Source organism: Aquibacillus rhizosphaerae (assembly GCF_030282825.1).
In the GTDB taxonomy this organism is placed as follows: Bacteria; Bacillota; Bacilli; order Bacillales; family Amphibacillaceae; genus Aquibacillus_C; species Aquibacillus_C rhizosphaerae.
Genome location: NZ_JASTZU010000029.1, coordinates 1 through 1,955, shown reverse-complemented (window position 1 = coordinate 1,955; position 1,955 = coordinate 1). Strand labels below are relative to the sequence as shown.

The window sequence follows — 1,955 nt, the reverse complement described above, 5'->3', positions numbered from 1 at the left end:
TAAAATCCCCCACTATCCATTTCAGCATTTTCCGGAAACAACATCGTATACCCATCTGTCTTCGAACGAAATAAATAATAGCCATCTTTTACTTCTTCCGTTGAATCCATAAACTCGCGCGTAAATTCATCTTGAAATGCTTTTGTTTCAGGTAATTGTGCTTCTTTCAACTGACATCCTCCTAGTATTACCAAAATGATGACCAGGGGAAGAATTTGCTTTATTTTCATTAAGTTATACCCCTTTCATTTACATTAACTTCTTACTATTACCATATTTTTCTATGTCTTATCAATAGTTATTGAAAAGGAATAATAAAATAAAGATTATGTACTACAGAAAGGAACAAGTTTATATTGATTAGTGAACGTAAAGTACTACTTATACTTGGGAGTTTTTTAAGAGGCGTGTTGGAAGTGAATAATTAAATGCAAAAGAGGATTAGAGTAATTGTTAAGATTTAAGCATACAACAGCGTTCTAAATCGCTATATTCAATCATTAATCTGTATTAAATTGAACCGACTTCATAAGCATCAACGCCTTGTCTTCTTCTACTTCCGGGTCTATGTTACATGTTTCCTCATCATAACAGAAAGAAGAATAAATATACTCTATGCCAACACTTCCCCCTTTTGGTACTATATAACTAAAGAAACTATATACTGTTCTTTTACGACCTTCTTCCTCGTACATCTTTTGCTCTTTTGCAAAGTAAATGCGAGTATTCTTTTCTTCAATTTCTTGATAGTCTCCACTATACCCACCTTTAGTAGATAAGCTCTCCAAGTTAATATCAATGTCTTTTTCCCCGTAGGGAGAATACATCACATCAGATCTATGATTGTAATTTTCTTCCCTACTATAATCTACAAAAGTTAGGTTTTCAAAAAAATCCTTGTTTCTTTCATAAAACATCTTTGATACTTCTGCATTTTCTGGAAACAACATCGTATACCCCTCTGTTTTGGAACGAAATAAATAATAACCATCTTTCACTTCTTCAACCGAATCCATAAACTCCCTCGTATATTCATCTTGAAATGCTTTCGTTTCAGGTAATTGTTCTTCTTTCAACTGACATCCTCCTAGTATTACCAAAATGATGATCAGGGGAAGAATTTGCTGTATTTTCATTTAGTTATACCCCTTTCATTTCCATTAACTTTTTATTATTACCATATTTTTCTATGTCTTATCAATAGTTATTGAAAAGGAATAATAAAATAAACATTATGTACTACAGAAAGGAACAAGTTTATATTAATTAGTGAACGTAAAGTACTACTTATACTTAGGAGTTTTTTAAGAGGCGTGATGGAAGTGAATAATTAAATGCAAAAGAGGATTACAGTAATTGTTAAAATTTAAGTACACTACAGCGTTCTAAGTCGATATTTTTAATCATTCATTCTCTATAAAATGAAATGACTTCATAAGCGTCAACGCCTTCTCTTCTTCTTTTTTCGGATCTATTTTACAGTTGTTTTCATCATAACAATAAGAAGAATAATTATATTCTATACCAACACTCCCACCTTTTGGCACTATATAACTAAAGAAACTATATACTGTTCTTTTACGGTCTTCATCCTCTAATACCTCTTTTTCTTTTGCAAAGTAAATTCGAGTATTCTCTTCTTCAATTTTTGCATATTCTCCGTCATACCCGGCTCTTCTGGATAATCCTCTTAAACTTATCTCAACTCCTTTTTCTCTGTGTGGTGAATACGTAACATCATATGTATAATTGTAATTTTCTTCCCTACTATAATCTACAAAAGTTAGGTTCTCAAAGTGATCATTATTTCTTTCATAAAACATCTTTGATATTTCTGCATTTTCCGGAAACAACGTCGTGTACCCATCTGTTTTCGAACGAAATAAATAATAGCCATCCTTTACTTCTTCAGTTGAGTCCATAAACTCGCGCGTAAATTCATCTTGAAATGCTTT

2 protein-coding genes and 1 pseudogene are annotated in these 1,955 nt (G+C 31.8%); all 3 read right to left on the bottom strand.

Going from position 1 to position 1,955, the window contains the following annotated elements; all coding sequences use genetic code 11:
- Nucleotides 1-230 (bottom strand): annotated as a pseudogene (locus QQS35_RS08660) (hypothetical protein); the annotation flags it as partial.
- Between the two features lie 270 nt (nucleotides 231-500).
- Nucleotides 501-1,136, bottom strand: a complete 636-nt coding sequence (locus QQS35_RS08655; RefSeq protein WP_285931581.1) for a hypothetical protein — start codon at nucleotides 1,134-1,136, stop codon at nucleotides 501-503.
- Nucleotides 1,137-1,403: 267 nt separating this feature from the next.
- The coding region (locus tag QQS35_RS08650) for a hypothetical protein (protein WP_285931579.1) at nucleotides 1,404-1,955 on the bottom strand (552 nt) is incomplete at its 5' end.